This window comes from Pseudomonas sp. KB-10 (assembly GCF_018221585.1).
Lineage (GTDB): Bacteria > Pseudomonadota > Gammaproteobacteria > Pseudomonadales > Pseudomonadaceae > Aquipseudomonas > Aquipseudomonas yangonensis.
In genome coordinates this window covers 238,854-264,532 of sequence record NZ_QYYB01000008.1, presented here as the reverse complement: position 1 = coordinate 264,532, position 25,679 = coordinate 238,854, and the positions used below count along the sequence as shown (strand labels likewise).

The 25,679-nt window shown below is 62.8% G+C and carries 28 protein-coding genes; 7 read left to right on the top strand and 21 right to left on the bottom strand.

The features are described 5' to 3' along the window. Window positions 1–296: 296 nt before the first annotated feature. Genes ccoP through ccoN form a run of 4 tightly spaced genes read right to left on the bottom strand, consistent with a single transcriptional unit; the run spans window position 297 to window position 3,452 of the window. Window positions 297–1,223 carry a cytochrome-c oxidase, cbb3-type subunit III gene (ccoP, locus tag DXK50_RS21315; protein ID WP_161865384.1) on the bottom strand — a complete coding sequence of 309 codons (927 nt, stop codon included), beginning with the start codon at window positions 1,221–1,223 and terminating at the stop codon, window positions 297–299. Then, the gene (locus DXK50_RS21310) at window positions 1,220–1,399 is read right to left on the bottom strand and encodes a cbb3-type cytochrome oxidase subunit 3 (protein ID WP_161865385.1); all 180 of its coding nucleotides are present in this window, start codon (window positions 1,397–1,399) and stop codon (window positions 1,220–1,222) included. The genes ccoP and DXK50_RS21310 overlap by 4 nt, the downstream gene beginning before the upstream one ends. Window positions 1,400–1,404: 5 nt before the next feature. Further along, the gene (gene ccoO, locus DXK50_RS21305) at window positions 1,405–2,013 is read right to left on the bottom strand and encodes a cytochrome-c oxidase, cbb3-type subunit II (protein WP_161865386.1); all 609 of its coding nucleotides are present in this window, start codon (window positions 2,011–2,013) and stop codon (window positions 1,405–1,407) included. Beyond that, on the bottom strand, window positions 2,013–3,452 hold the full coding sequence (gene ccoN, locus DXK50_RS21300) for a cytochrome-c oxidase, cbb3-type subunit I (protein WP_161865387.1): 1,440 nt from the start codon (window positions 3,450–3,452) through the stop codon (window positions 2,013–2,015). The genes ccoO and ccoN overlap by 1 nt, the downstream gene beginning before the upstream one ends. A 101-nt stretch (window positions 3,453–3,553) precedes the next feature. Between ccoN and DXK50_RS21295 the strand changes: the two genes are divergently transcribed. After that, on the top strand, window positions 3,554–4,231 hold the full coding sequence (locus DXK50_RS21295) for an alpha/beta fold hydrolase (RefSeq protein WP_212631656.1): 678 nt from the start codon (window positions 3,554–3,556) through the stop codon (window positions 4,229–4,231). Between the two features lie 77 nt (window positions 4,232–4,308). On the opposite strand, the gene DXK50_RS21290 is transcribed toward DXK50_RS21295, so the two are convergent. The 3 genes from DXK50_RS21290 to DXK50_RS21280 are packed head-to-tail and all read right to left on the bottom strand — an operon-like array spanning window position 4,309 to window position 5,873. Continuing rightward, the gene (locus DXK50_RS21290; protein ID WP_212631655.1) at window positions 4,309–4,707 is read right to left on the bottom strand and encodes a VOC family protein; all 399 of its coding nucleotides are present in this window, start codon (window positions 4,705–4,707) and stop codon (window positions 4,309–4,311) included. A gap of 9 nt (window positions 4,708–4,716) precedes the next feature. Beyond that, window positions 4,717–5,517, bottom strand: coding sequence for a c-type cytochrome (locus tag DXK50_RS21285; protein WP_212631654.1), 801 nt, complete (start codon window positions 5,515–5,517; stop codon window positions 4,717–4,719). Continuing rightward, window positions 5,514–5,873, bottom strand: coding sequence for a rhodanese-like domain-containing protein (locus DXK50_RS21280; RefSeq protein ID WP_212631653.1), 360 nt, complete (start codon window positions 5,871–5,873; stop codon window positions 5,514–5,516). Before DXK50_RS21280 ends, DXK50_RS21285 begins: the two co-directional genes overlap by 4 nt. Before the next feature lie 93 nt (window positions 5,874–5,966). Between DXK50_RS21280 and DXK50_RS21275 the strand changes: the two genes are divergently transcribed. The 3 genes from DXK50_RS21275 to DXK50_RS21265 all read left to right on the top strand — a co-directional run bounded on the left by DXK50_RS21275 (window position 5,967) and on the right by DXK50_RS21265 (window position 10,889). Then, window positions 5,967–6,854: an AEC family transporter gene (locus DXK50_RS21275; RefSeq protein ID WP_161865392.1), complete on the top strand. Its 888-nt coding sequence runs from the start codon at window positions 5,967–5,969 to the stop codon at window positions 6,852–6,854. Between the two features lie 586 nt (window positions 6,855–7,440). Then, complete coding sequence (locus tag DXK50_RS21270; protein WP_161865393.1) at window positions 7,441–8,646, top strand: acetyl-CoA C-acetyltransferase; 1,206 nt, start codon at window positions 7,441–7,443, stop codon at window positions 8,644–8,646. Window positions 8,647–8,744: 98 nt separating this feature from the next. After that, complete coding sequence (locus DXK50_RS21265) at window positions 8,745–10,889, top strand: 3-hydroxyacyl-CoA dehydrogenase NAD-binding domain-containing protein (protein ID WP_212631652.1); 2,145 nt, start codon at window positions 8,745–8,747, stop codon at window positions 10,887–10,889. 62 nt (window positions 10,890–10,951) lie between these two features. Here DXK50_RS21265 and ptrC read toward each other — a convergent pair whose 3' ends face one another. Then, entirely contained in the window at window positions 10,952–11,152 is a 201-nt protein-coding gene (gene ptrC, locus DXK50_RS21260; RefSeq protein WP_212631651.1) for a type III secretion system co-regulatory protein PtrC, read from the bottom strand. 21 nt (window positions 11,153–11,173) lie between these two features. Continuing rightward, window positions 11,174–11,284 (bottom strand): PA2485 family small membrane protein, encoded by a 111-nt coding sequence (locus tag DXK50_RS25225; RefSeq protein ID WP_283089146.1) that lies wholly within the window; start codon window positions 11,282–11,284, stop codon window positions 11,174–11,176. A gap of 298 nt (window positions 11,285–11,582) precedes the next feature. On the opposite strand from DXK50_RS25225, the gene DXK50_RS21255 reads away from it, so the two are divergent. After that, window positions 11,583–12,308, top strand: a complete 726-nt coding sequence (locus DXK50_RS21255; protein WP_161865396.1) for an amidotransferase — start codon at window positions 11,583–11,585, stop codon at window positions 12,306–12,308. Between the two features lie 42 nt (window positions 12,309–12,350). On the opposite strand, the gene DXK50_RS21250 is transcribed toward DXK50_RS21255, so the two are convergent. From DXK50_RS21250 to acnB, 9 genes are all read right to left on the bottom strand, one after another. Further along, window positions 12,351–12,593: a hypothetical protein gene (locus DXK50_RS21250; RefSeq protein ID WP_212631650.1), complete on the bottom strand. Its 243-nt coding sequence runs from the start codon at window positions 12,591–12,593 to the stop codon at window positions 12,351–12,353. A 10-nt stretch (window positions 12,594–12,603) separates the two neighbouring features. Beyond that, complete coding sequence (locus DXK50_RS21245) at window positions 12,604–12,798, bottom strand: hypothetical protein (protein WP_161865398.1); 195 nt, start codon at window positions 12,796–12,798, stop codon at window positions 12,604–12,606. Between the two features lie 145 nt (window positions 12,799–12,943). Next, entirely contained in the window at window positions 12,944–13,666 is a 723-nt protein-coding gene (locus tag DXK50_RS21240) for a 1-acylglycerol-3-phosphate O-acyltransferase (protein WP_161865399.1), read from the bottom strand. A gap of 167 nt (window positions 13,667–13,833) precedes the next feature. Continuing rightward, the gene (alaC, locus tag DXK50_RS21235) at window positions 13,834–15,057 is read right to left on the bottom strand and encodes an alanine transaminase (protein ID WP_212631649.1); all 1,224 of its coding nucleotides are present in this window, start codon (window positions 15,055–15,057) and stop codon (window positions 13,834–13,836) included. A 148-nt stretch (window positions 15,058–15,205) separates the two neighbouring features. Then, window positions 15,206–16,318, bottom strand: coding sequence for a polysaccharide lyase family 7 protein (locus DXK50_RS21230; RefSeq protein ID WP_212631648.1), 1,113 nt, complete (start codon window positions 16,316–16,318; stop codon window positions 15,206–15,208). Window positions 16,319–16,558: 240 nt separating this feature from the next. After that, window positions 16,559–17,137 (bottom strand): ANTAR domain-containing response regulator, encoded by a 579-nt coding sequence (locus DXK50_RS21225; protein WP_003240990.1) that lies wholly within the window; start codon window positions 17,135–17,137, stop codon window positions 16,559–16,561. An 18-nt stretch (window positions 17,138–17,155) separates the two neighbouring features. After that, window positions 17,156–18,367, bottom strand: coding sequence for a CmpA/NrtA family ABC transporter substrate-binding protein (locus tag DXK50_RS21220; RefSeq protein WP_212631647.1), 1,212 nt, complete (start codon window positions 18,365–18,367; stop codon window positions 17,156–17,158). Between the two features lie 186 nt (window positions 18,368–18,553). After that, a complete protein-coding gene (locus DXK50_RS21215) occupies window positions 18,554–18,763 on the bottom strand; it encodes a YgdI/YgdR family lipoprotein (RefSeq protein ID WP_161865403.1) in 210 nt (69 codons plus the stop codon). 147 nt (window positions 18,764–18,910) lie between these two features. Beyond that, entirely contained in the window at window positions 18,911–21,511 is a 2,601-nt protein-coding gene (gene acnB, locus DXK50_RS21210; RefSeq protein ID WP_212631671.1) for a bifunctional aconitate hydratase 2/2-methylisocitrate dehydratase, read from the bottom strand. Between the two features lie 404 nt (window positions 21,512–21,915). Here acnB and DXK50_RS21205 point away from each other — a divergent pair, with 404 nt between their 5' ends. Then, on the top strand, window positions 21,916–22,392 hold the full coding sequence (locus DXK50_RS21205; RefSeq protein WP_161865404.1) for a DUF1289 domain-containing protein: 477 nt from the start codon (window positions 21,916–21,918) through the stop codon (window positions 22,390–22,392). Window positions 22,393–22,455: 63 nt separating this feature from the next. On the opposite strand, the gene DXK50_RS21200 is transcribed toward DXK50_RS21205, so the two are convergent. Then, window positions 22,456–23,319, bottom strand: a complete 864-nt coding sequence (locus DXK50_RS21200) for a universal stress protein (RefSeq protein WP_161865405.1) — start codon at window positions 23,317–23,319, stop codon at window positions 22,456–22,458. Window positions 23,320–23,476: 157 nt separating this feature from the next. Between DXK50_RS21200 and DXK50_RS21195 the strand changes: the two genes are divergently transcribed. Next, the gene (locus DXK50_RS21195) at window positions 23,477–24,154 is read left to right on the top strand and encodes a MiaE family protein (protein WP_212631646.1); all 678 of its coding nucleotides are present in this window, start codon (window positions 23,477–23,479) and stop codon (window positions 24,152–24,154) included. A gap of 173 nt (window positions 24,155–24,327) precedes the next feature. Here the strand turns inward: DXK50_RS21195 and lpxH are convergent, their stop codons facing one another. Both lpxH and DXK50_RS21185 read right to left on the bottom strand, forming a co-directional pair. Next, window positions 24,328–25,056: a UDP-2,3-diacylglucosamine diphosphatase gene (lpxH, locus tag DXK50_RS21190; protein ID WP_212631645.1), complete on the bottom strand. Its 729-nt coding sequence runs from the start codon at window positions 25,054–25,056 to the stop codon at window positions 24,328–24,330. A 4-nt stretch (window positions 25,057–25,060) separates the two neighbouring features. Next, entirely contained in the window at window positions 25,061–25,558 is a 498-nt protein-coding gene (locus DXK50_RS21185) for a peptidylprolyl isomerase (RefSeq protein WP_092375076.1), read from the bottom strand. Window positions 25,559–25,679: the final 121 nt, after the last annotated feature.

Below are 25,679 nucleotides of genomic sequence, written 5' to 3'. Positions count from 1 at the left end.
GTATGGAGAAAGCAGGTAGCCATTGCAACGCAACATGCCGACACGTACAGGGTTTTAGAGGGTTTCGCGAGCCTTGCAAAAAGGGCCCCGAAAACGCTCTGCCAGCCTTTGGCGCAATCAGTTTGCGCAGCGCTAAGAAAGGATCGCCTTGGAGTTGTGACAGATGGCGACTGAAACGCAGCTTAGCCCAAATCAAGTAAATCGTCGGGCTATTGGTCGGCAGGTGCGACACTGGGTCGCATACATATAAGGAGGGGCCGGCGACCGTGATCCGGTCGCCGGTACAGCAGGAGAGGTTACTTGCTTTCGCCCTGGCTCAGCTTGAGCACGTAGGCGGCCAGCAGGTGAGCCTTGTCGTTACCGAGGAAGTCCCCCTGGGCTGGCATGTTGCCGCTGCGACCATAACGGATGGTCTGTTGCAGCTGGGCGAAGCTGCTACCGTAGATGAAGGCGCTCGGCTGGGTCAGATCAGGCGCACCCATAGCCGGAGTGCCCTTGCCGTTGGCGCCGTGGCAGGCGAAGCAGGTGCTGGCGAAGATCTGCTGGCCGGCGGCGATGTCCGCGTCGGTACCCTCCGGCAGCTCGCGGTCAGCGAGTTCGGTGAGAACGTAGGCTGCAACGTTACGTACGCCATCTTCGCCGATCATCGGGCCTTGCGCCGGCATCACGCCGGTACGACCGTGCATGATGGTGGTCTTGATGGTTTCCGGCTCGCCGCCCCAGCGCCAGCTGCTGTCCGCCAGGTTGGGGAAGCCATAGCTGCCCTTGGCATCGGAGCCGTGGCAGACCGAGCAGTTGGAGGCGAACAGGCGGCCGCCCATTTTCAGCGCGCGCTCGTCCTTGGCCACTTCTTCGATCGGCATGGCCGCGTACTTGGCGAAGATCGGGCCGTACAGCTCATCGGCACGGTCCATTTCACGCTGCCACTGATTGACCTGGGTCCAGCCGTCCTCGTAGCCCGGCAGCAGTCCCTTGAAGTTGCCCAGGCCCGGATACAGCAGCAGGTAGCCAACGGAAAACACCAGGGTGCCGAGGAACAGCATGAACCACCACTTCGGCAGTGGATTGTCGTACTCCTCGATACCATCGAAGGCGTGGCCCATGGTCTGTTCGGTCGGGTTCTTGTGCACTTCGCTCTTGCGGGTGGCGAAGATCAGCCAGAACAGCGCGATCAGCGAGCCGACGGTCAGCAGGGTGATGTACCAGCTCCAGAAGGTGGTCATGCTTGGGTCCTCGAAACGGCGGGCTTGGGCTCATCAGCGAAAGGCAGGTTGGCCGCTTCGGTGAAGGCGTCGCGGCGTTTGCCGCTGTAGGCCCAGAGGGTGACGGCGGTGAAGGCAATCAGGACCAGCGCGGTACCAATGCCGCGCACGATGCCGATATCGATAAGCTCGAACATGGCGCTCACCTCTTGTTCTTCACAGCGGTGCCGAGCACCTGCAGGTAGGCGACCAGGGCGTCCATTTCGCTCTTGCCCCTGACCGCGTCACTGGCGCCGGCGATGTCATCGTCGCTGTAGGGCACGCCAAGCATGCGCAGCGCGCTCATCTTCTTGGCGGTGTCCTTGCCGTCGAGGGTGTCTTCGACCAGCCAGGGATAGGCGGGCATGATCGACTCGGGCACGACGTTGCGCGGGTTGTACAGGTGGGCGCGATGCCACTCGTCCGAGTAACGACCGCCGACACGGGCTAGGTCCGGGCCGGTACGCTTGGAGCCCCACAGGAAGGGGTGATCCCAGACGCTTTCGCCGGCTACGGAGTAGTGGCCGTAACGCTCGGTCTCGGCGCGGAACGGGCGGATCATCTGCGAGTGGCAGCCGACGCAGCCCTCGCGGATGTAAATGTCGCGACCTTCCAGTTGCAGCGCGGTGTAGGGCTTGAGGCCATCGACCGGCTCGTTGGTGACGTCCTGGAAAAACAGCGGGACGATCTGGGTCAGGCCGCCGATGCTGACCGCGAGGATCATCACCAGGGCCATCAGGCCGATATTCTTCTCGAGAATCTCGTGTTTCATCAGTGGGCTCCTTCTACCGAGAACTGCGCAGCGGCTTCCATCTCGGTCGATTTGGCGCTACGTACGGTCAGCCAGACGTTCCAGGCCATCAGCAGCATGCCGGCGAAGAAGATCGCGCCGCCGATCACCCGCACCACGAAGCCGACATGGCTGGCTTCCAGCGCTTCGACGAAGGAGTAGGTGAGGGTGCCGTCTTCGTTGACTGCGCGCCACATCAGGCCCTGGGTGATGCCGTTGACCCACATCGAGGCGATGTACAGCACGGTGCCGATGGTGGCCAGCCAGAAGTGTCCATTGATCAGGCCGATGCTGTGCATCTGCTCGCGGCCGAACACCTTGGGAATCAGGTGATACAGCGAGCCGATCGACACCATCGCAACCCAGCCCAGCGCCCCGGCGTGCACGTGGCCGATGGTCCAGTCGGTGTAGTGGGACAGGGCGTTGACGGTCTTGATGGCCATCATCGGGCCTTCGAAGGTGGACATGCCGTAGAAGGCCAGCGACACGACCAGGAAACGCAGGATCGGGTCGGTGCGCAGTTTGTGCCAGGCGCCGGAGAGCGTCATCATGCCGTTGATCATGCCGCCCCAGCTCGGAGCCAGAAGGATCAGCGACATCACCATGCCGAGGCTCTGGGCCCAGTCAGGCAGCGCGGTGTAATGCAGGTGGTGCGGGCCGGCCCAGATGTATACCGCGATCAGCGCCCAGAAGTGGACGATGGACAGGCGATAGGAATAAACCGGGCGACCGGCCTGCTTGGGCACGAAGTAGTACATCATGCCCAGAAAGCCCGCGGTGAGGAAAAAGCCTACGGCGTTGTGGCCGTACCACCATTGAACCATTGCATCGGTGGCGCCGGCATACAGCGAGTAGGACTTGGTCAGGGTGACCGGGATTTCCAGGTTATTGACCACATGCAGGATGGCCACGGTGAGTATGAACCCCCCGAAGAACCAGTTGCCCACGTAAATGTGGCTGACCTTGCGCTGCATCACCGTGCCGAAGAAGACGATGGCGTAGCAGACCCAGACGATGGTTATCAGGATGTCGATCGGCCATTCCAGTTCGGCGTATTCCTTGGAGCTGGTCCAGCCCAGGGGCAGGGTGATGGCTGCGAGCAGAATCACCAGTTGCCAACCCCAGAAGGTGAAGGCAGCCAGCTTGGGCGCGAACAGCGTGGTCTGGCTGGTGCGTTGCACCGCGTAGTAGCTGGTGGCGAACAGAGCGCAGCCACCGAAGGCGAAGATCACCGCATTGGTATGCAGGGGACGCAGACGGCCGAAGCTTGTCCACGGTAGGTTCAAGTTAAGTTCGGGCCAGGCCAGCTGGGCAGCGATGAATACGCCGAGTCCCATGCCGACGATGCCCCAAACCACCGTCATAATGGCGAATTGGCGAACCACCCTGTAGTTGTAGGCGGAACGGGTTGTTGTGTTCATGTCTGGGCTTCCATCCACGGTTATGGCAGAGCGGCCGATAACCGTGATGGACGCAGGCATGAGCAGGCCACGAACACCACGGTTATCGACGCGAGGCAAGCATGAGCAAAGGGCCATCTGGGTTTATTGACGCCGGTCAATGTGAGCAGGGGCTACCCTGGTTGTGGGACGAACCGCCGCAGGCGGCGTCGAGCACGCTGATCCTTGCGCACGGCGCGGGCGCACCGATGGACAGCGCGTTCATGCAGTACATTGCGCAGGGCCTTGCCACACGCGGCGTGCGGGTGGTGCGCTTCGAGTTCGCCTACATGGCGCAGCGGCGGGTGGATGGGCGCAAACGGCCGCCCAATCCGCAGGCGCAGCTGCTGCAGCAATGGCGTGATGTACATGCCGAGGTGCGCCAACAGGTCGCAGGGCCCGTGGCCATCGGCGGCAAGTCCATGGGCGGGCGTATGGCCAGCCTGCTGGCTGACGAACTGGGCGCCTCAGCGCTGATTTGTCTGGGCTATCCCTTCTATGCGGCCGGCAAGCCGGAAAAACCGCGGGTCGCACATCTGGCCGAGCTGCGCACGCCGACGCTGATCGTTCAGGGGGAGCGCGATGCGCTGGGTAATCGCGAGGCTGTCGCAGGATACAACCTGTCACCGGCCATCGAACTGCACTGGCTGCAGGCTGCCGATCATGACTTCAAGCCGCTGAAGGCTTCGGGTTTTACTCATCAACAGCACCTGGATTGCACGGTGCAGGTCATTGCCCAGCGGCTTGCCGGCATTGGGTGAAAGGAGGGGAACGCCTGTTTCAGCGTCGCTGGCCGATTGTCACTGCCAGCGGATAGGCGCGCGCATCGCCAGTGAGTTCAGGCCTTTCGGTCCGTATGAGCATTCCAGTGATTGGCATGTTCGTCGAAGCCGGCGCGGTAGGGGCTGCCGACGCAGAAACGGTGGCCGCTGGGCGCCTGCATGACGACCCAGGCGTCCTTGCGCGTCACCACCTGGGCGCCGAGGCGTTGCAGGCGCGCGACTTCGGCACTGATCGAATCGCTGTCGATGTCCAGGTGAGCGCGGGCCTCATGCTGCACGCGCTGGATGATCACCTGCACCTCGCCCGGCGGGGTCTGCAACTGAATGAACGGGCTGTCGCCGTCGATCTTCTCCGGCAGCGGATAGCCCAGCGCCTGGCTCCAGAATCGGGCATCGGCCAATAGGTCGTGCGTGTTGCAGTCGATGACGAGGTTGCCCAGTCTGCTGCGGTGCATGTAGGCCTCCTAGAACGTGATCTTGCGCTGCGCCATATGCTGCAGGTAGCCGATCAGCTGCTCCAGCTCCGTATTGTCGATGGTCCGCTCGCTGAACCCGGGCATGCGCCCTTGTGGCCAGCGGCGCAGGCTCTGCGGGTCGCGGATGTACTGGCGCAGGAAATCACCGGTGAAGTATTCGGTCGGGTTGTGCGGAATGTTCAGATCCGGGCCGAACTCGGCATCGCCGGCACCGTTGAGGCGATGGCAGGCCATGCAATTCTTCTGATAGGCGGCGAAGCCGGCCTGGACGTCAGCGCCGGCATCCGTTGCCGGCAGCAGGGCAGGGAAGCGCTGCTCCACCGGGGCCAGTTGGCGAATCCTGGCGACCTGAAATGGCCATTGCTCGGGGCCGATCTGGCTGGCTGCCGGATCGGTCCAGACCAGGTAGAACGGCCCGGCGCTGGACTTGCCTTTGGCCAGCGGCGGCCAGGGATGCTGCGGGTCTTCGATGGCCAGCCAGGCCTTGGCGCCCTCGCTGGCGAGCAGGATCGCCGCCGGCAGTTCCGCGGCGAAACCGTCGAGGGCCACGGCTTGCAAATGATCACCTGGGGTAACGCCTTCCAGCAGCACGCATAGCGGAACGGCGCGGTAGCGCATGCTGCGCTGGTAGCTGACGTCGTCGCTGATCTCGATATCGCGCGCCTGCGGATGTTTCAGCAGTTCGCTGCTGCTCCAGGCGCGCCGGCCATCCTCGAGCTGCACTTCGAACTCGGCTGCCTGTAATGCGCTCGTCAGGCTGATGAGTGCCAGCAGCAGGATCAGCTTCATTGGCCGTCCTCCAGTAGTGGCAGCAGCTCGTCATAGGCCCCGGCATTGATCACCTGACGGTAGCCCAATTGTTCGAGGCGCTGCTGGGCCAGTGCCGAGCGGCGCCCGCTGCGGCAGTACAGCACCAGCGGGCGATCCTTGTCCGGGGCGACGCTGGCGATCTGCGCGGCGATCTCGTCATGGCCGATACGGATTGCACCGGGCAGCGCGCCCTGGGCAAATTCCTCGGCACTGCGTACGTCGATCACCAGGCTGTCGTTGCGCTGCAGGGCAGAGATGGCCGCAGCCCGGTCTATTTCACCGGCTTGGGCGGTGAGCAGGCCGAGTAGGCCGGCTAGCAGAAGTATCAGGCGCATGGCGAGCTCCGGAGTGGATGGATGAGCCAGGCATCATTGCCCGAGCCATGCGTGCAGTCTAGGATGCCTCGCTCGATATGGCGGGAGTCGCAGATGTTAGCCGAGTTGTTCGCTGTTCTGGCCCCGGTGTTGATCGCAGCGGGTATCGGCTACGGCTGGGCGCGCAGCGGTCACGCCTATCCGACGGATTTCGTCGCGCGTCTGGTGCTGAATATCGGCACGCCCTGCCTGGTGCTTTCGACCCTGAGCCGAGCCGAACTGGATCTTGGCGCCTTCTCGCAGATGGCTCTGGCCTGTGTGCTGGTGACACTGTCGATGGGGCTGGTAGGCGTGCTGCTCAGTCGCCTGTTCGCCATCGACTGGAAGGTGCTGGTGCCGGCTTTCCTGTTTTCCAACTCGGGCAACATGGGGCTGCCCATGGCGCTGTTCGCCTTCGGCGAGGCTGGCCTGGCATTGTCGGTGGCCTTCTTCCTGGTGCTGTCGGTGGGGCATTTCAGCGTCGGTATGTTGCTGTCCGGGGCCGAGCGCTCGCTCAAGGGACTGCTGGTCAATCCGATCATGATCAGCCTGGCACTGGTGCTGCCGGTGCTGTTTCTCGACTTCGAGCTGCCCCGTTGGCTGGCCAACACCGTCGACCTGCTGGGCGGCATGACCATCCCGATGATGCTGCTCACCCTGGGCGTATCGCTGGCGAGCATCCGTGTGCAGCATCTGGGCAATGGCCTGCTGCTGGGCCTGTTGCGCATTGTCTGCGGGGCGGCGCTGGGCTGGTTCGTCGGCTGGGCGATGGGGCTGCAGCCACTGGCCCATGCCGTGCTGGTGCTGCAAGCCTCGATGCCGGTGGCGGTGTTCAACTACCTGTTCGCCGTACGCGCAGGCCGCTCGCCGGAGCAGGTCGCCAGCCTGGTGCTGTGCTCGACGCTGCTCGCATTCGCACTCATTCCCTTGCTACTGGCATGGTGGATACCCGCCCTGCGCTGAGCGCAGCACGGCGCCGGCACAGGCGGGGCTGCGAGCTTCAACTGACCAGACGGGTCAGGTTGGGAAGGATCAGGACGACCGCCGTGGCGAAGAGGATGACCCCTGCCTGGCGGTATTTCGGCTGTTTGAACATGGCCGCGTGCCTTTTGTTGTTATGGGTGGCGTTGGGTGCTGCCTTACTGCCTGGCAGATCGCTGTATCACGCCTGGGCGTGGTTCTGATTCACCGCCCCGGCATGTCCCGGCAGCGGCTCCCTGAACCCGTTTGGTGGCGGGAACAGAATTAACTCTAGGGCTGGCATCAGTGGTCCTTTAGATGACTTGGTTGCTAATGATCCTTGGTTAGAACTTCGGGCTATGCATAGATCCGGGTCACCGGGCAGCGAGGCTTGAGACAGACAGTCTGCGGAAGCTTCACCGCTTCCTGGAGGTCAAACGACCGTTCGTCTGAGCTCAGTGGTCAATGGCGCTGAGCGCTTCGGTCATTGAGCCCCAACGCCTCGGCGCTATGGTAGGCAGGCTCAATATGAACATGCGTGGTTGGGGCAACCTGTTCCGCCAGCGCCGTATTAGTCTCCGAGGACGCCATGACCGAAGCATATATTTTCGACGCGGTGCGCACGCCCCGTGGCAAGGGCAAGAAGGATGGTGCGCTGTACAGCGTCAAGCCGGTGCAACTGGTTGCCGGCCTGTTGCGGGCGCTGCAGGTGCGCAACGACCTGGATACCAGCCAGGTGGACGACATCGTGCTGGGCTGCGTGACGCCCGTGGGCGATCAGGGCGCCGATATTGCCAAGACCGCCGCCATGGTCGCGGACTGGGACATCAGTGTCGCCGGCGTGCAGCTCAACCGCTTCTGCGCCTCGGGCCTGGAGGCGGTGAACATGGGCGCGATGAAGGTGCGCTCCGGTTTCGAGGATCTGGTGGTGGTCGGCGGCGTGGAGTCCATGTCGCGCGTGCCCATGGGCTCGGACGGCGGTGCCTGGGTCATGGACCCGGAAACCAACATGCACAGCAATTTCGTCCCGCAGGGCATCGGCGCCGACCTGATCGCCACGCTGGAGGGCTTCAGCCGCGCCGATGTCGATGCGTTCGCCCTGCGCTCGCAGCAGAAGGCCGCGCGCGCCAGCGCCGATGGTTCGTTCGCCAGGTCACTGGTGCCGGTGACCGACCAGAACGGCATCGTGCTGCTCGACCATGACGAATTCATCCGTGGCGACTCGACCGTCGAAGGCCTCGGCAAGCTCAAGCCGAGCTTCGAGATGATGGGGCAGATGGGCTTCGATTCCACAGCTTTGCGCGTTTACAGCCATGTCGAGCGTATCGAGCATGTGCATACGCCCGGCAACAGCTCCGGCATCGTCGACGGCGCGGCGTTGATGCTGATCGGCTCCGAAGCCAAGGGCAAGGAACTGGGGCTGAAGCCGCGCGCGCGCATCGTCGCCACCGCCGTGACCAGTACCGACCCGACCATCATGCTCACCGGCCCGGCGCCGGCCACGCGCAAGGCGCTGGCCAAGGCGGGGTTGTCCATCGACGACATCGATCTGTTCGAGGTCAACGAGGCCTTCGCCTCGGTGGTGATGAAGTTCATGAAGGACATGGGCGTTGCCGAGGACAAGGTCAACGTCAACGGCGGCTCCATCGCCATGGGCCACCCGCTGGGCGCCACCGGCTGCGCCATCCTCGGCACGCTGCTCGACGAGCTGGAGAAGCGTCAGTTGCGCTACGGCCTGGCCACGCTCTGCGTAGGCGGCGGTATGGGTATCGCCACCATCATCGAACGTATTTGATTGGGTTCTTGTGGGAGCGAGCTCTGCTCGCGAACCTGGCACAACCCTTCGCGAGCAAAGCTCGCTCCTACGGCCCAGCGCCGAAAAGGAACAGGTAAATGACTGACGCCATCCGTTACGAAAAGGGCCAGGGCAATATCGTCGTCCTGACCATGGACATGCCCGGCCAGAGCGCCAATACCATGAACGCGGTGTACCGCGAGGCCATGGGCCAGATCGTCGACCGCCTGGAAGCGGAAAGGGACTCGATCGCCGGGGTGATCGTCACCTCGGCGAAGAAGACCTTCTTCGCTGGCGGCGACCTCAATGAACTGATCAAGGTCACCCAGGCCGAGGCCCAGGGCTTCTACGAGATGATCCTGAGAATCAAGGGTCAGCTGCGCCGCCTGGAAACCCTTGGCAAGCCCGTGGTCGCCGCCATCAACGGTGCGGCGCTGGGCGGCGGCTGGGAAATCGCCCTGGCCTGCCATCACCGCATCGCGCTGAACGAAAACCACGTGCAACTGGGCCTGCCGGAGGTCACCCTAGGTCTGCTGCCGGGCGGTGGCGGGGTGGTGCGCATGGTGCGCCTGCTTGGCCTGGAAAAGGCCCTGCCGTACCTGGCCGAGGGCAAGAAGGTACGCCCGGACGCCGCGCTCAAGGCTGGTCTGATCCACGACCTGGCCAGTGACCGCGAGGAGATGCTGGCCAAGGCTCGCGCCTGGATCGTCGCCAACCCGGCCGCCAAACAGCCGTGGGACGTGCAGGGCTACAAGATTCCCGGCGGCACGCCCAGCTCGCCGAACGTGGCGCAGATGCTGGCCATCGCCCCGAGCGTGCTGCGCGACAAGACCAAGGGTTGCTTCCCGGCGCCGGAGAAGATCATGTGCGCCGCCGTCGAGGGCGCGCAGGTCGATTTCGACACCGCGCAGATCATCGAGGCGCGCTACTTTACCGAGCTGACCTGCGGTCAGGTGGCGAAGAACATGATCGGCACCTTCTGGTTCCAGCTCAACGAGATCAACGCCGGTGGCTCGCGTCCGCAGGGTTACCCGAAAACCCAGACGAAGAAGGTCGGCGTGCTCGGTGCAGGCATGATGGGCGCTGGCATCGCCTACGTATCGGCAGCGGCCGGCATCCAGGTGGTGCTCAAGGATGTTTCCCTCGAAGCGGCGGAGAAGGGCAAGAGCTACTCGGCCAAGCTGCTGGACAAGAAGGTTGGCAAGGGCCACATGACGGCCGAGCAGCGCGAGGCCTTTCTGGGGCTGATCAAGGCCACCGCTAGCGAGGCAGACTTCGAGGGCTGCGACCTGATCATCGAAGCGGTGTTCGAGGACCGTGCGCTCAAGGGCAAGGTCACCGCTGCCGCCGAGGCCGCGGCGCTGAGCGATGCGGTGATCGCCTCCAACACCTCGACGCTGCCGATCACCGGCCTGGCCACTGCCGTGGCAAAACCGGAGAAATTCATCGGCCTGCATTTCTTCAGCCCGGTGGACAAGATGCCGCTGGTGGAGATCATCCGTGGCGAGCAGACCTCGGACGAGACCCTGGCGCGTGGCTTCGACTACGTCATGCAGATCAGGAAGACGCCCATCGTGGTCAACGACAGCCGCGGCTTCTTCACCTCGCGCGTGTTCGGCACCTTCACCAATGAAGGCCTGGCCATGCTCGGCGAAGGCGTCAGCGCAGCGATGATCGAGAACGAGGCGCGCAAGGCCGGCATGCCGGTCGGGCCGCTGGCCATCAGCGACGAAGTGTCTATGAGCCTGATGAATCATATCCGCCAGCAGACCATCAAGGACCTGGCGGCCGAGGGCAAGACCGTCCCCGAGCACCCGGCCTTTGCCGTCATCGACTTGATGCTTAACGAGTACAAGCGGCCAGGCAAGGCGGCGGGCATGGGCTTCTACGAATATCCGGCCACGGGCCGGAAGTACCTGTGGCCGGAGCTCAAGGCGCGCTTCGAGAAGGCCGATGCGCAGATTCCGCAGGAAGACGTACGTGATCGCATCCTGTTCATCCAGGCCATCGAGACGGTGCGTTGTATGGAGGAGGGCGTGCTGAGGTCGGTGGCCGACGCCAATATCGGCTCGATCTTCGGCATCGGTTTCGCCGCCTGGACCGGCGGTGCGCTGCAGTTCATCAACCAGTACGGCGTGAAGGACTTCGTCGCGCGTGCGCAGTATCTGGCCGAGCAGTATGGTGAGCGCTTTCTTCCGCCTGCACTGTTGCTGGAAAAGGCCGCCCGTGACGAGCGTTTCTAAGGCGCCCTAGGCCCTGAAAGAAGACGGCCCTATGGGCCGTTTCTTCTTTCGCCAAAGCCGCCTCAGATTCGCTGGCACCAGCCCTGCCGAATGCAGACTGCTTCATGAATCGCCAGCATCTCGCTGTGCCGGGTCGGCATGCGCAAGGTCAGCATGCTGCCGTCTTCGAGCAGCAGCGCGGCTTCGCTTTCGAATTGCAGGCCGCCGTCTTGCAGGTGAACGTAGGTGACGCCGTAGGCGTCCAGGCTGAGTTGGCTGTGCATGGCTGCTCTCCTGCGGTCGTCTCAGCTGGGACGAACGTCGCGGGCTGCAGCAGCCTGCTCGGGACGAACCGGTGCAGCGGTCTGGAACGCGGAGGCGGCGGCGAAGCTGGCGAGTGCGGCGTAGATGCTCATGATCGATGTCCTTCTGTGCGATGAGGGCGATGGCCCGATGTGCCGATATTGGTCGCGAGCTGGCAATCACAGAAGCTAATGCGGTGCATGGTAACTATCGAAGCGGATGATGGTGCCTGACGCTGCACCTGCGCGCCGCTGTGCTGTCAATTTTAATTGACGATCGTTCGGTGCCTTGCACAGCGGGAAACGCATGCAAATATCACTAAAAATAAGGGCGGGTATTTCTTTGTGCAGATTCATGTGTTAAGTAAAACGCACAAATTCCCCGCACGTCGTGCTTGCCACAGGAAACCTCATGTCACTGCGTATCTGCATTCTGGAAACTGACATCCTCCGCCCCGAACTGGTCGACCAGTATCAGGGCTACGGCCGTATGTTCGAGCAACTCTTCGCTCAACAGCCGGTGGCGGCGGAGTTCAGTGTCTACAACGTGGTGGAGGGGCATTACCCGCCCGATAGCGAGAAATTCGATGCCTATCTGGTAACCGGCAGCAAGGCCGATTCCTTCGGCAGCGAACCCTGGATTCAGACGCTCAAGGAATATCTGCTTGAGCGCTACAAGCGTGGCGACAAGCTGCTGGGCATCTGCTTCGGTCATCAGCTGTTGGCGCTGCTGCTGGGCGGCAAGGCCGAACGTGCCGAGCAGGGTTGGGGCGTCGGCGTACACAGCTATCGCCTGGAGAACAAACCCGAGTGGATGACTCCGGCGCTGGACGAGCTGCAGCTGCTGATCAGCCACCAGGATCAGGTCACCCGACTGCCGGAGAAGGCCACGCTGCTGGCTTCCAGCGATTTCTGCCCGATTGGCGCCTACCATATCGAAGACCAGGTGCTGTGCTTCCAGGGGCATCCGGAATTCGTTCACGACTATTCACGTGCATTGCTCGACCTGCGTCAGCAGCATCTCGGTGAACAGATCTACCAGCAAGGCGTGGACAGCCTCAAACATTCGCAGCAGGGCAATGCCGTGGCGGAGTGGATGATGCGTTTCGTGGCGCAGGGCAGGTCGGCCAAAGGCTGAGCCTGATTCGAACCAAGTAAAAGCCCGGTTGACCGGGCTTTTTCATGCGTGCTTGGCTGGTACGAAGTAGGGCGAGAGTTGTTCGCTTCGGCTCGGTGGCGGGCTGCTGCGCTGTCGCTTGAGGCTTTCTGCCAGGTCGAGGTGGTGGGACAGTTTATGGCTGCATTCGATATTGCGTGCCACGGCGCTGGCCGAGCTCTCGCCGGCGCCGCTGAGTGCCAGCAGGGTCGTCAGCAGAGACAGGCTGGCCAGCATCAGCAGGCGGGTACGTTGCTTCCTGATCATGATTGCCCACTCAACCCGGAGAAACAGCGCCGAGCAGGGCTGGCAACTGGCCGATCAGACTGTGCAGCGGACCCGGTTGTTCGAAGGTCGGTGTACTGGGCTGCAGGGTGGCGTAGCTCAGGACCAGTACCGTGGAGGTGCTGATCAGATACAGGCCGATGGCGGCGAGGGCGCCGTTACGGGCGGCTTGAGAGAGGCGGGACATGTTCTGTGCTCCAGGTCAGGCGTTGGCGTGGGCACAGAATCGCTCAAGTCATTTCGATTGAATAATGGATGCTCTGCAGAGTAACTATCGATCAGTTTGATGGCTGGCGCGGGTTGTCGTTTCTCCCCGGCACCCGCGCCATCACTTACGCCGTGGCCAGCTCTTGATCCATGCTGGCAATGCACTCACTCATGGTCTGCTGGCAGCGCTCGATCAGCGCGGGCATGTCGTCCAGGCTCAGCCCTGCAGTGGGGATCGCCGGTAGCGCGCGAATCAGAATACGACCGCTGTCCCAACGGTTCAGGCGCATGGCTTTGCTGTAGTTGCTCACGCATACCGGGATGATCGGCACGCCCGCTGTGATGGCCATTTGGAACGCGCCCTTTTTGAACGGCAGCAGGCCGCGGCCGAGGTTGCGCGTACCCTCCGGGAAGACCCAGATCGAGGTGTCGCGATGGCGCAGGGTTTCCGTGGTGGTGAGCATCGCGCGCTTGGCGGCAGCGGCATTGCTGCGGTCGATCAGCACGTTGCCGGCCAGCCAGTACAGCTGACCGAAAAAGGGCACCCATTTGAGGCTCTTCTTGCCGATGCTCACGGTACGTTTCGGCACCACGCGGCCGAGCACGTAGAGGTCGAAATTGGACTGGTGGTTGGCGATGATCACGCAGGAACGCTGATGCTCCAGCAGAGGGCGAACATCAGTCTTCAGCTTCAGGCGCAGCAGGCACAAGGCAGGCAACGAATAGAGGCGTGCACAGAGGCGGCTGTTGTCGGGGTTGAAGGGGCGGCACAGACCGAGCAGCAGACCGCCCAGGCCGGCGAAAACGAAATGCACGCCCATGAGCAGCATGCGCAAAACGAAGAGCATTTGGGGAAACCGTAGGAGGAGGGGCGCGCAGTGTACGGACGTTCACTTTGTCCGGCAATTACCCGAAACTACCGCTTAGCCTGGGCTAACGTCCCTAATTGTCGCAGAACTTGTCAGTTTCCCTTCGCATAACGAAAAGGGCGCCTGACGGCGCCCTTAGTGATCGCTCACTCGGTCCTGGTCGGCTTGCCCGGGAGCAGGCCGTCGGCGCGGAACATCGCCTTGATGCCGCGTAGCGCCTGGCGTGTGCGGTCCTGATTCTCGATCAGGGCGAAGCGCACGTGGTCGTCGCCGTAGTCGCCGAAGCCCAGACCGGGCGAGACGCAGACCTTGGCCTCTGCCAGCAGCTTCTTGGCGAACTCCAGCGAGCCCAGATGAGCGTAGGCCTCGGGAATCTTGGCCCAGACGTACATGGAAGCCTTTGGCTTTTCCACCATCCAGCCGATCTCATGCAGGCCCTTGACCAACAGATTGCGGCGCTGACGATATTGCTCGGCGATATCCAGCACGCACTGCTGGTCGCCTTCCAGCGCCGCGATGGCCGCTACCTGCAGCGGGGTGAAGGTGCCGTAGTCGTGATAGCTCTTGATGCGTGCCAGGGCGCTGACCAGCTCGGGGTTGCCGACCATGAAGCCGATCCGCCAGCCGGCCATGTTGTAGCTCTTGGACAGGGTGAAGAACTCCACCGCGATGTCCTTGGCGCCTGGGACCTGCATGATCGACGGTGCCTTCCAGCCGTCGTAGACGATGTCGGCGTAGGCCAAATCGTGCACCACCAGTACGTCGTACTGCTTGGCCAGGGTCACCACGCGCTCGAAGAAGTCCAGCTCCACGCACTGCGCCGTGGGGTTGGAGGGAAAGCCGAGAATCATCATCTTCGGCTTGGGAATCGACTCGCGGATGGCGCGTTCCAGTTCGGCGAAGAAGTCCACGCCCGGCACCAGCGGCACGGAACGCACCTGGGCGCCAGCGATCACCGCGCCGTAGATATGGATCGGGTAGCTGGGGTTGGGCACCAGTACGGTGTCGCCATGATCCAGGGTGGCCAGCATCAGGTGCGCCAGGCCTTCCTTGGAACCGATGGTGACGATGGCTTCGCTTTCCGGATCGATCTCCACCTCGTAGCGGTCCTTGTACCAGCGCGAGATGGCGCGGCGCAGACGGGGAATACCGCGTGAGGTGGAGTAGCCGTGGGTGTCTTCACGCTGGGCGACCTGCACGAGCTTCTCGACGATGTGCGGCGGAGTCGCACCGTCGGGGTTGCCCATGGAAAAGTCGATGATGTCCTCACCGCGGCGGCGCGCGGCCATCTTCAGTTCGGCGGTGATGTTGAAGACGTAGGGGGGGAGACGATCGATGCGCGCAAAGCGGCGCTTGGCGTTCTCGGCCATGATTTCCTCGGGAGTACGTGAGCGCCCGGAACCGTCCGAGCGACGTTGGCCGCATCTGGCGGCCTGGCGAGAAGATAAGCGCAGCGGGGAATTCTGTCGAGTGCTGGCTGAGCCCCGGGGACTCAGCCAACCATCATCGAGCTTCGCCTCAGGGATTGATGACGATGGAGAATTTCTTGGAAACCGTGTTGCCGTTGGCGTCGCGAATCTGCGCCGTGAAATCATCGGGGATCGACGTGGCACGTTGCGGCTCGCCACTGAGCACGCCGTCGCGGCTCAGGGTCAGGCCGGCTGGGGGGAAGCCGCTGACCAGCCGCCAGGTGGTGCCGCCCACGCCTCCGCGCGATTGCAGTTGAACGGAGTAAGGGGCACCGACGCTGGCCTGTGGCAATGCGGAAAGCTGGGTGATGTGCAGGCCGGCAGCGGGATGGCTGGTGGCCAGGCGGTAGAACTTGACCCGTGCACCATCTTCGCCGTTATCGCTGCGGCTGTTCAGCAGAGCGCCGGCCTTGAAGTAGAAGGTACGGCTGTCCCATGCCGGGTCCAGTGGTACCTGGAGAGCAGGTGAGCCGTTGACCGAGATGGCCACCTCGGCAACGCCATTGCGGTTGCGCGCCATGCCCAGGCGATAGATGAATGCCTGGCCGAGCTGAATGCCTTGCGCCACGGTATAGCGTTTGCCTTCCTCGGTGCTTTCCGGGCTTTCCTTGACGGTGGCGAAGAGTCGACCGTTCTGTGCATCCATGTCGTACTGGTAGTACAGGGTGGCCAGCGGCATGGCCTCATACGCGTGAATCTGGCCCACGGCCACCAGGCCGTTGCTCACCGGAACCTGCAGAACGCGCAGCCGTGCGTCCAGGTGTGCGCGGCCCTGGTTGTCCCAGTTCACGACGTTGGAGCTGGGGTCGATCATTTGCCGCAGTTCGGCGCGGGCATAGTTCGCGCGCGCCGACAGTGCGCCGTTGGCGGGGGCCCAGAAGGTCATGGCGCCGTCGCTGTCGGTGCGAAAGTAGGGGGAGGTGAAACCCTGCGGCCCGCTGAGCCGGTCAGGAAGCAGCGTTTGGGCGCGGCCCTGGTTACTGCCGTCTGCATCAATCGGCAAGGTCAGCGACCAGTTCTCCAAGGCGAAGTTGCCGCCGGGAGCCAGTTCCGGACGTAGTTCGGCCTGGCTGGCGAAGCTCAGTAGCGAGCCCGCCACTGCAGCTCCAATTGCGGTGGCGTAACTACGCTTGCTAGACGTTGCGACAAGGTTGTTGTTCATCGTTGTTTTTCCTGAAGTCATGCTCTAGATGACGGGTCTTTCCGTAGCCTCGGCGATACGGGCGGACCTCTCCATGGGTGGAGTTCGTGGGGTGATCGAGAGCTCCCTGATTCCCCGTTGAACCCCAAACAGGACCTGTCGCTGCATGACTGAGTTCAGCTTCGTTTGACCCCTCCAGTTAGCTTTCGGATGATCGGTGGTCTGGGTGCTGGCTTCATGGCATCGAAATTGCCGGTATGCTCATCCGCCGAGCATGTCGTGCATGGCGATGATCTGCTCGGCCACCTGGATCAGCTTCTGCTGGCGGCTCATGGCCTGGCGGCGCATCAAGGTGTAGGCCTCTTCTTCGTTGCAGCTCTTCATCTTCATCAGCAGGCCCTTGGCCAGTTCTACGCGCTTGCGCTCGGCCAGTTGCGCGTCTCGCGCCTGCAACTGCGCGCGCAGCGCCTGGTCGCTCTCGAAGCGTGCCATGGCCACGTCGAGAATTGGCTGCAGGCGCTGTGCATGGATGCCCTCGACGATGTAGGCGCTGACCCCGCTCTGGATCGCCTGGCGCATGACGCCGGGGTCGTGCTCGTCGGTGAACATGACGATCGGGCGCGGCTGGTCGCGGCTGACCAGCACCACCTGCTCCATGACGTCGCGGCCGGGCGATTCGGTGTCGATCAGAATCACGTCCGGGCGCACTGCCTCGACGCGTTCGGGCAGGTCGATGGTCAGGCCGGATTCGTCGATCACCTCGAAACCGGCCTCGATCAGCGCACTTTTCAGGCGGCCGACCTTCTTCGGGGTGTCGTTGATCAGCAGGATACGCAGCATCGATGGCACTCCCGGCGGTTACAGAATGGCAGCCGGGCTTTCGGCCAGGGCGTGCAGGCGGAAGCTGCGGGCGTAGGCGGCCGGATCGCTGCCGTCCCAGCAACTGCCGTCCTGCAGGATGGAGCTGCGCATTTCCCCCGGCACGGCGATGTCCAGGGCCGTGGCGGCCTCACGATACAGCGCCAGTTGCTGGACCTGGCGGGCCACCGTCAGGTAATCGGGATCGCTGCGCAGCAGGCCCCAGCGGCGGAACTGGGTCATGAACCACATGCCGTCGGACAGATACGGCTGATTGACCAGGCCGCCGGCGTGAAAGCGCAGTGGGTGCTCATCCAGCCAGGCCTGGCCCAAACCGTCCTTATACTGGCCCAGAAAACGCGGGGTAATTGCCGAGAGTGGGGCATCGACATACGCGCTGCCACTGAGCAGTTGTGCAGTGCTGCGTTTGTTCTCTTCGCTTTCGTCAATGAAACGGGCCGCTTCGAGCACCGCCATGATCAGCGCGCGGGCGGTATTGGGATTTTGCTCGACGAAGGCACGGGTGCAGCCCAGCACCTTTTCCGGATGGTCCGGCCAGATCGCCTGGATGGTGGTCAGGGTGCAGCCGAGCTGCTCATCCACTGCCTTGGCAGTCCAGGGTTCGCCGACGCAGAACCCATCGATGCGCCTGGCCTTCAGGTGCTCGATCATCTGTGGTGGCGGCACCACCACACTGTCGACGTCGCGCAAGGGATGAATACCCTGGCTGGCCAGCCAGTAATAGAGCCACATGGCATGAGTGCCAGTGGGGAAGGTCTGGGCGAAGGTCAGGCGTGCCTTATGTTGGTGCACATGCTTGCGCAGTGCTTCGCCGCTGGTCACGCCGGCCGCTTGCAGTGAGTGCGAGAGATTGATGCTCTGGCCGTTCTGGTTCAGACCCATGAGCACGGCCATGTCGGTGGCCGAACCGACGCCAAGGCCCAGTTGCACCCCGTATATCAGCCCGTAAAGGCTGTGCGCCGCGTCCAGCTCGCCGTTGAGCAGACGATCGCGCAGGCCGGCCCAGGAGGTCTGGCGATGTAGCCTGATGCTGAGTCCGTACTTCTCGGCGAAGCCCTGAGTGGCAGCGACGATCACCGGGGCTGAGTCGCTCAGGGCCATGAAACCGATGTCCAGCACGCTTTTCTCCGGGGCGTTGCTGCCCCAGGCCCAGGCCAGGGCATCGTCGCGAGAGATGTTGTGTTCGCTCATGCTGCATCCTTAGGTTCACGCAAAGACATTGGCCAATGGAGTGCCGCCCATAAAAAAGCGTCGCACCCATCCCGGCTGTAGAGCCGGGTTGAATACGACGCCATTGTCGATCAAGCCGTTTCCGACGTTGGGCGGGCCTTTTGCGGTGAGATGAAGCAAGGCATATGCCAGTGCGTAGTGCGGGCCTCAGCGCTCGAGCATCTGCTTGACGTTGTTTTGCGGAATCTGCTGCTTGCGGCCCTCGCTGTCGGTGAACTCGAGCATGCCGGTATCCTCGTCCAGCTCCGGCTTGCCGTCGCTGGTGAGCATCTGCCCGTCTGTGGTGGTGATGATGTACTCGCTGCTGCAACCGACCAGGCCGAACAGGCAAAGGGCGGCGATGATCCATGGCTTCATGATCTGCTCCTCAATGGTGATCCGGGGGGCTTCCCATTTCAGAAGGTAGACGGCTGCGCAATGGCTGCAAGGCGGTGCGGCAAAAGGTCTTCTGTGCGTGCATAAAAAAGCCCCGCACTGGGCGGGGCTCCTTTTACGACGCTTGGATCAGGCCTGAACGACCGGGATCTTGGCGTTGGCCGCGGCTTCACGGAAGTCGGCGATCTGGTCGAAGCTCAGGTAGCGGTAGATGTCGCCAGCCATGCTGTCGATATCCTTCGCGTAGGCCATGTACTCCTCGACGGTCGGCAGCTTGCCGAGAATCGAAGCGACCGCTGCCAGTTCGGCAGAGGCCAGGTACACGTTGGCGCCATCGCCCAGACGGTTCGGGAAGTTACGGGTGGAGGTCGAGACCACGGTGGAGTTGGCAGCCACACGTGCCTGGTTACCCATGCACAGCGAGCAGCCCGGCATCTCCATGCGTGCACCGGCCTTGCCGTAGATGCCGTAGTAGCCTTCCTCGGTCAGCTGGTGCGCGTCCATCTTGGTCGGCGGCGACAGCCACAGACGGGTCGGGATACCGCCCTTGACCTTGTCCAGCAGCTTGCCGGCAGCGCGGAAGTGACCGATGTTGGTCATGCACGAACCGATGAACACTTCGTCGATCTTGTCGCCGGCCACGGTGGACAGCAGACGGGCGTCGTCCGGGTCGTTCGGGGCGCACAGAACCGGCTCCTTGAGCTCGGACAGGTCGATTTCGATGACTTCGGCGTACTCGGCGTCCTTGTCGGCTTCCATCAGCACCGGGTTGGCCAGCCAGGCTTCCATCGCCTGGGCACGACGCTCCAGGGTGCGGGCATCGCCGTAGCCTTCGCTGATCATCCAGCGCAGCAGGGTGATGTTGGACTGCAGGTACTCGGCGATGGCCGCTTCCGGCAGTTTGATGGTGCAACCGGCAGCCGAACGCTCGGCGGAGGCGTCGGACAGTTCGAACGCCTGCTCGACGGTCAGGTTGTCCAGGCCTTCGATCTCGAGGATGCGGCCGGAGAAGATGTTCTTCTTGCCTTTCTTCTCGACGGTCAGCAGACCTTTCTGGATGGCGTAGTAGGGGATGGCATGGACCAGGTCACGCAGGGTGATACCGGGTTGCATCTTGCCCTTGAAACGCACCAGAACCGATTCCGGCATGTCCAGCGGCATCACGCCGGTAGCGGCGGCGAAGGCCACCAGGCCGGAGCCGGCCGGGAAGGAAATGCCGATCGGGAAGCGGGTGTGCGAGTCGCCGCCGGTGCCGACGGTGTCAGGCAGCAGCATGCGGTTCAGCCAGCTGTGGATGATGCCGTCGCCCGGACGCAGGGACACGCCGCCACGGGTGCGGATGAAATCCGGCAGGGTGTGGTGGGTGGTGACGTCGATCGGCTTCGGATAGGCCGCGGTGTGGCAGAAGGACTGCATCACCAGGTCGGCCGAGAAGCCCAGGCAAGCCAGGTCCTTCAGCTCGTCGCGGGTCATCGGGCCGGTGGTGTCCTGGGAGCCGACGGTGGTCATCTTCGGTTCGCAGTAGGTGCCCGGGCGCACGCCTTCGACGCCGCAGGCCTTGCCGACCATCTTCTGCGCCAGGGTGAAGCCCTTGCCGCTGTCAGCCGGCTGCTCCGGCTTCTTGAACAGGTCGGAGGAGCCCAGGCCCAGCTCGGCACGAGCCTTTTCGGTCAGGCCACGGCCGACGATCAGCGGGATACGGCCGCCAGCGCGGACTTCGTCGAGCAGCACCGGGGTCTTCAGTTCGAAGGTGGTGATGACTTCGTCGGTACCGTGCTTGCAGACCTTGCCGGCGTACGGGTAGACGTCGATCACGTCGCCCATGTTGATGTTCGACACGTCGAACTCGATCGGCAGGGCGCCGGCGTCTTCCATGGTGTTGTAGAAGATCGGGGCGATCTTGGTGCCGAAGCAGAAGCCGCCAGCGCGCTTGTTCGGCACGTACGGAATGTCGTCGCCGAAGAACCACAGCACCGAGTTGGTGGCGGACTTACGGGAAGAACCGGTACCGACCACGTCACCGACGTAGGCGACCGGGAAGCCCTTGGCCTTGATCTCTTCGATCTGCTTCAGCGGGCCGATGGCGCCTTGCTGCTCCGGCACGATGCCGTCGCGAGCCATTTTCAGCATGGCCAGGGCGTGCAGCGGGATGTCAGGGCGCGACCAGGCGTCCGGGGCAGGGGACAGGTCATCGGTGTTGGTTTCGCCCGGCACCTTGAACACGGCCAGGCTGTACTTCTCGGCGATGGCCGGCTTGTTGGTGAACCACTCGCCATCGGCCCAGGACTGCAGCACGGCCTTGGCGTTGGCATTGCCGGCCTTGGCTTTCTCGGCGACGTCGTGGAAAGCGTCGAACATCAGCAGGGTGTGCTTGAGTTGTTCGGCAGCAACGGTGCCCAGGGCGGCATCGTCCAGCAGTTCCACCAGAGTGGCGATGTTGTAGCCGCCCTGCATGGTGCCCAGCAGCTCGACGGCGCGTTGCTTGCTGATCAGCGGGGAAGTGGCTTCGCCCTTGGCAACGGCAGAGAGGAAGCCGGCCTTGACGTAGGCAGCTTCGTCAACGCCCGGCGGTACGCGGTTGGTGATCAGGTCTACGAGGAATTCTTCTTCGCCAGCCGGCGGGTTTTTCAGCAGCTCGACCAGGCCTGCGGTTTGTTCGGCGTTCAGCGGCTGGGGCACGATACCCTGAGCGGCACGCTCTGCTACGTGGTTGCGATAGGCTTCAAGCACAGTTATTACCCTCATCAGTGGTCCCAAAGGGTTGTCCGGGACGCGATCCAGAGAACCACGAACCAGGCGCTTTTCGACTTTATGAGCCGATCAGCCGAGGTTTCATGAGTCTCTTGTAGAAGCTGCTTTCAAAGTTTTACGCCGGCAGGACGGTTTCTGATGAGGGCGGGCGCAGAGACTCGGGGGGACTCCGAGTGGCTGCGCCGCCATCGTACCTGCAGGATCGACTGTGCTCGTGACGCTTTGAAAACAGCTTCCAACGGACATTGGCGCCGTAAAAGGCGGGCCGATTCTAATGGAAAGCGCGGATAAAGTTAAGCCGATGTCCCCGCATCCGTGGGGGTGATAAGGATTAGACAAAGGGCTAAGATGCCAGGCTGTTCAGCTGTCCGTATTGCTTTGTCATGTCCAATCAGCGCATCAAGACGCCCTGCGTGGGCCTTTGCTCGACCGTTTACGGTGATGTCGTGTGCCGCGGTTGCAAGCGCTTCCACCATGAGGTGATCAACTGGAACAGCTACACCGACGAGGAGAAACGCGCCGTCTGGACGCGCCTGGAAGTGCTGCTGGTGCAGGTGATGACGGCCAAGCTTGAAGTGTTCGACGAGCAGCGCCTGCGGCAGCAGCTGGAGCAGCGGCAGATTCGCTTCGTGCCGCAGCAGTCTCCCTACTGCTGGGCCTACCAGCTGATCGCACGGGGCGCGCGGGTGATCAATCAACTGGAAGCCTACGGCATGGTGCTGCTGCCGGAGTTCCGCAACTGGGCGCTGCCCGATCTGCGCGATGCCATCGACAGGGAGTTCTTCCTGCTCTCCGAGGCGCACTACGAGCGCTACATCGCGCCGAAGTTTCTGCGTGAAGGCCTGGAGCTGAGGGTGTAGTTCGGTCTTTGGATATGAAAATGCCGCTCGGAAACGAGCGGCATTTTCGTTTCAGGCGCTGTTTCAGCGCTGTGCCACCAGTTCCTCGAGATGGGCGATGACTTCGTCCGGCTTGAGCACCAGCACGTCGCTTTCCAGTGCATCGAGTACGACCTCGGCGGTATTGCCGATCAAAGCGCCGGAAAGCCCCGTGCGTGCGACGGTGCCGATCACGGTGACTGCGGCATCGAGCTGGTGAGCCACCTGTGGAATCACTACATCGGCAGGGCCTTCGAGCACATGCAGGCGCTCGTCACTGATGTCGTATTCGGCCTGGAAGCTGCGGCACTGCTCGCGGTAGCGCGCCTCGATGGTTTCCTTGAGCTGGAAGGTCGGATCGGCTGCCGACAACATAGGCGTCGGGTGTGCGGTGGTCACGTGCAGCGTGCCCTTGGCCAGACCGGCGATATCGTAGCCGTGGCTGATGATGCCGGCATGCAGGGTGCGGTGCTCGCCGTCGGCATTACCGACGTCAACTGCAGCGAGGATCTTGCCGCCGGTCCATGGGCGCTCGGTCTTGACCATCAGCACCGGGCCGGGGCAATAGCGCAGCAATTTCCAGTCCTCGGGGGTGAGGAGGGCTTTCTTCAGCGGGTTGTCCGGCAGGTGCTGCTTGATCACCAGGCCGCAGCCCTCGGCCTGCTGCACGGCGATGATGGTCTGGTGCTGGTTGTCATGCCAGGACTGCTGGGTGGAAACGCTGAAACCTTCCCCGGCGAGACTGCTGCTGAGATCGTTGAGCCACGCGCTGTGGTCGCCTTTCTTGTCGCATACCAAGAGGTGCAGATGCGACTGGGTGACTCCGGCTACCAGTTTTGCCCGCTTCAGCGCGAGGCCTTCGGGGTGCTGGGGTTCCATCACCACCAGAATGCTACGGATCGCTTGCATGGTCGTCTCCCTGAGAATGAATAGCGCTTATCCAACTATAGGTGCGTCATTGCCAGCAGCTTCTTGACCTGTATCAACGGCGTGCTGGTCGTGCGGCCTGCCACTCGTATAATGGCCCGCCATTTCCAACCTCGCCAGCACCGAGAGCGCTTCAAATATGATGTCAAATGTCCAGCATGTTCCGAGTAACGGTGAGGAACCTGTAACGATCCTGCAGGAAATTCTCGAGTTTCTCGGCGGCGTCGCGACCCCCGACGCCTGGCTGGAAGAGGCCCTGCGCCAGCAGGAAATCCTTCTGCTCGACCACCGCAATCTGGAATACAAGGCAGCACAGACCGCCCTTAGCCTGATGGGGCGCTACCTGACCAAGACCGAATTGACCGCGCGAATGTCGCGTTTGGCCCGTGAGGAGCTGGTGCATTTCGAACAGGTGAGCAAGATCATCCGCGCGCGTGGCATCGAAGTTCGCCATGTTTCCGCGTCGCGCTACGCGGCGGGATTGCGGGCGCTGCTGCGCGGTGGCGAAGTGGAGCGGCTGGTGGACGTGCTGGTGGTCGGCGCCTTCATCGAGGCGCGCTCATGCGAGCGTTTCGCCGCATTGGTGCCGCGTCTGGATGCCGAGCTGGCCAAGTTCTACGCCGGATTGCTGGAGAGCGAAGGGCGCCACTACCGCGGCTATCTCAAACTCGCCTATCTGTATGGTGACGCGGCGGACGTGGACGCGCGTATCGAGGTGGTGCGGGCGGTGGAACGGGAACTGATCACCTCGCCGGACGAGCAGTTCCGTTTCCATAGTGGTGTGCCCATAGAAAGCAGCCGCGAAGCGGCCATCTGATGATCCGAAGGGCGGGAGAGGGCGTTGCAGCCTCCGCAGTTGCCCTCTCCCTACGCGGGCCGCCCCGACCCCTCTCCCATAAATGGGAGAGGGGAGTAAAGCCTTGCAGTCGTAGCCCGGATGAAATCCGGGGAGCAACTCCGAAGATCCCCCGGATTTCATCCGGGCTACGGTCAGGCTGGCGTCAGCTCGAACGGCGCCTGATTGAAGCCCTCGCCATCGACCTGCAGCGCCCAGCCCTGACGATCCCAGTCGCCCAGCACGATGCGCTTTGCCGGCTGGCCATTCACCTTCAGTTCGTGCACCGCCGGCCGATGGGTATGTCCATGGATCAGCGTACGTACGCCGTGCTCGGCCATTACCCGGACCACTTCCTCGGGGGTGACATCGACGATCTCGCTGGCCTTCATCCGCGTCTGTGCGCGGCTTTCGTTGCGCAGTTTGCGCGCCAGCTTTTGCCGGGTGGCGAGCGGCAGGTTGCGCAAAATCAGCAGCGATAGCGGGTTGCGCAGCCAGCGGCGCAGCTTCATGTAGCCGACATCCAAAGTGCACAGGCTGTCGCCGTGCATCAGCAGCACGGGTTCGCCGTTCATCTGCACCTTGTGCGGATCGCTCAGCAGGGTGCAGCCCGCCTCGCGGCAGAAGCGCTTGCCGATAAGAAAGTCGCGATTGCCGTGCATCAGGTAGATGCGCGTACCAGCATTGCTCAGCGTGCGCAGCGCGCCGGCGATCTCGTGCTGGAAGGGCGTCATGCCGTCGTCGCCGATCCAGACCTCGAAGAAGTCGCCGAGGATGTACAGCGCCTCGGCCTGACGCGCGCAGGTGACGAGAAAATGCAGAAACGCCCGGGTAATGTCCGGGCGTTTCTCTTCGAGGTGCAGATCGGAGATCAGCAGGATCATCGACTTACTCGGCTACGATTTCGGCCTTTTCGATGATCACGTCATCCACCGGCACGTCCTGGTGGCCGGCCTTCATGGTGGTGGCCACGCCCTTGATCTTCTCGACCACGTCCATGCCTTCGACCACTTCACCGAACACGGCGTAGCCCCAGCCCTGAACGGTCGGCGCGCTATGGTTGAGGAAGCTGTTGTCGGCGACGTTGATGAAGAACTGCGCGCTGGCCGAGTGCGGCTCCATGGTGCGAGCCATGGCGATGGTGCCGACCTTGTTGGCCACGCCATTGTTGGCTTCGTTCTTGATCGGTGCGCGGGTCGGCTTCTGCTTCATGCCCGGCTCGAAACCGCCGCCCTGGATCATGAAGTTGCCGATCACACGGTGGAAAATGGTGCCGTCGTAATGGCCTTCCTTCACGTATTGCTCGAAGTTGGCCACGGTTTCCGGGGCCTTGTCGGCGAACAGGTTCAGGGTGATGACGCCGTGGTTGGTGTGCAGTTTGATCATGATCGTATCCGTGATGAGGCAGATTCGAGCCAGTGGCCCGGGATGAACGGCCCTGACAGGTTGGCATGCACCCTGTCAGGGGCTTGACAGGTTGGTTATGATACGGACTTTGCCCGAGGCG

Excerpts from the sequence above, each read along its gene's own strand:
- alaC (WP_212631649.1), bottom strand. The coding sequence starts at position 15,057 with ATGGCCGAGAACGCCAAGCGCCGCTTTGCGCGCATCGATCGTCTCCCC.
- DXK50_RS21240 (WP_161865399.1), bottom strand. The coding sequence starts at position 13,666 with ATGCTCTTCGTTTTGCGCATGCTGCTCATGGGCGTGCATTTCGTTTTC.
- DXK50_RS21220 (WP_212631647.1), bottom strand. The coding sequence starts at position 18,367 with ATGAGCGAACACAACATCTCTCGCGACGATGCCCTGGCCTGGGCCTGG.
- DXK50_RS25225 (WP_283089146.1), bottom strand. The coding sequence starts at position 11,284 with ATGAGCATCTACGCCGCACTCGCCAGCTTCGCCGCCGCCTCCGCGTTC.
- DXK50_RS21205 (WP_161865404.1), top strand. The coding sequence starts at position 21,916 with ATGTCCAATCAGCGCATCAAGACGCCCTGCGTGGGCCTTTGCTCGACC.
- DXK50_RS21275 (WP_161865392.1), top strand. The coding sequence starts at position 5,967 with ATGTTAGCCGAGTTGTTCGCTGTTCTGGCCCCGGTGTTGATCGCAGCG.
- ccoP (WP_161865384.1), bottom strand. The coding sequence starts at position 1,223 with ATGACCACCTTCTGGAGCTGGTACATCACCCTGCTGACCGTCGGCTCG.
- DXK50_RS21270 (WP_161865393.1), top strand. The coding sequence starts at position 7,441 with ATGACCGAAGCATATATTTTCGACGCGGTGCGCACGCCCCGTGGCAAG.
- DXK50_RS21265 (WP_212631652.1), top strand. The coding sequence starts at position 8,745 with ATGACTGACGCCATCCGTTACGAAAAGGGCCAGGGCAATATCGTCGTC.
- DXK50_RS21295 (WP_212631656.1), top strand. The coding sequence starts at position 3,554 with ATGAGCAAAGGGCCATCTGGGTTTATTGACGCCGGTCAATGTGAGCAG.
- DXK50_RS21310 (WP_161865385.1), bottom strand. The coding sequence starts at position 1,399 with ATGTTCGAGCTTATCGATATCGGCATCGTGCGCGGCATTGGTACCGCG.
- DXK50_RS21215 (WP_161865403.1), bottom strand. The coding sequence starts at position 18,763 with ATGAAGCCATGGATCATCGCCGCCCTTTGCCTGTTCGGCCTGGTCGGT.
- lpxH (WP_212631645.1), bottom strand. The coding sequence starts at position 25,056 with ATGATCCTGCTGATCTCCGATCTGCACCTCGAAGAGAAACGCCCGGAC.
- ccoO (WP_161865386.1), bottom strand. The coding sequence starts at position 2,013 with ATGAAACACGAGATTCTCGAGAAGAATATCGGCCTGATGGCCCTGGTG.
- ccoN (WP_161865387.1), bottom strand. The coding sequence starts at position 3,452 with ATGAACACAACAACCCGTTCCGCCTACAACTACAGGGTGGTTCGCCAA.
- DXK50_RS21230 (WP_212631648.1), bottom strand. The coding sequence starts at position 16,318 with ATGAACAACAACCTTGTCGCAACGTCTAGCAAGCGTAGTTACGCCACC.
- DXK50_RS21195 (WP_212631646.1), top strand. The coding sequence starts at position 23,477 with ATGATGTCAAATGTCCAGCATGTTCCGAGTAACGGTGAGGAACCTGTA.
- DXK50_RS21290 (WP_212631655.1), bottom strand. The coding sequence starts at position 4,707 with ATGCACCGCAGCAGACTGGGCAACCTCGTCATCGACTGCAACACGCAC.
- DXK50_RS21185 (WP_092375076.1), bottom strand. The coding sequence starts at position 25,558 with ATGATCAAACTGCACACCAACCACGGCGTCATCACCCTGAACCTGTTC.
- DXK50_RS21285 (WP_212631654.1), bottom strand. The coding sequence starts at position 5,517 with ATGAAGCTGATCCTGCTGCTGGCACTCATCAGCCTGACGAGCGCATTA.
- DXK50_RS21200 (WP_161865405.1), bottom strand. The coding sequence starts at position 23,319 with ATGCAAGCGATCCGTAGCATTCTGGTGGTGATGGAACCCCAGCACCCC.
- DXK50_RS21250 (WP_212631650.1), bottom strand. The coding sequence starts at position 12,593 with ATGATCAGGAAGCAACGTACCCGCCTGCTGATGCTGGCCAGCCTGTCT.
- DXK50_RS21225 (WP_003240990.1), bottom strand. The coding sequence starts at position 17,137 with ATGCTGCGTATCCTGCTGATCAACGACACCCCGAAGAAGGTCGGCCGC.
- ptrC (WP_212631651.1), bottom strand. The coding sequence starts at position 11,152 with ATGCACAGCCAACTCAGCCTGGACGCCTACGGCGTCACCTACGTTCAC.
- DXK50_RS21255 (WP_161865396.1), top strand. The coding sequence starts at position 11,583 with ATGTCACTGCGTATCTGCATTCTGGAAACTGACATCCTCCGCCCCGAA.
- DXK50_RS21280 (WP_212631653.1), bottom strand. The coding sequence starts at position 5,873 with ATGCGCCTGATACTTCTGCTAGCCGGCCTACTCGGCCTGCTCACCGCC.
- DXK50_RS21245 (WP_161865398.1), bottom strand. The coding sequence starts at position 12,798 with ATGTCCCGCCTCTCTCAAGCCGCCCGTAACGGCGCCCTCGCCGCCATC.